This window comes from Nonomuraea sp. 10N515B (assembly GCF_052245915.1).
Classification (GTDB): Bacteria; Actinomycetota; Actinomycetes; order Streptosporangiales; family Streptosporangiaceae; genus Nonomuraea.
This window is the reverse complement of the sequence record NZ_JBQQBQ010000227.1, coordinates 1-582: the sequence shown is the minus strand read 5'-3', so window position 1 is coordinate 582 and position 582 is coordinate 1. Positions and strand designations below refer to the sequence as shown.

Below are 582 nucleotides of genomic sequence, written 5' to 3'. Positions count from 1 at the left end.
CCGCCTCGACCTCACCCGGCTCGATCCGGAAACCCCGCACCTTGACCTGCTCATCAGCCCGGCCGACGAACTCCAACTGGCCATCGCCGCGCCAGCGCACCACATCACCGGTGCGATACATCCGCTCACCAGCCGCGAACGGACACGCCACAAACCGCTCCGCGGTCAGCGCCGCGCGGTTGGCGTAGCCCCGGGCCAGGCCCGCCCCGGCGACGTACAGCTCGCCGACGACGCCCTGGGGGACCGGTCGCAGCCGCGCGTCGAGAACGTAGGCCCTGGTGTTGGCGACCGGACGGCCGATCGACACCACCTCACCCGCCGACAACGGCCCGCTCATCGACGCACACACCGTCGACTCCGTCGGCCCATAGGCATTCACGAAACGACGACCCGGCGACCACTCCGCCACCAACCCCGGCGGACACGCCTCCCCCGCCACCACCACCGTCACCAGATCCGGCAACCCCGCCGCACCCGACACCCCCGCCAGCACCGACGGCGGCACCGTCACATGCGAAACCCGCTGCCCAGCCAACACCCCCCACAACACCTCACCAGCCAACGGCTCCGACGCATCAGCCA

At 71.1% G+C, this 582-nt stretch carries 1 protein-coding gene; it reads right to left on the bottom strand.

Features of this window, described 5'->3' with window-relative positions; all coding sequences use genetic code 11:
• A partial coding sequence (locus ACTWQA_RS59175; RefSeq protein ID WP_443167530.1) for an AMP-binding protein occupies positions 1-511 on the bottom strand: 511 nt, incomplete at its 3' end.
• Positions 512-582 lie beyond the last annotated feature (71 nt).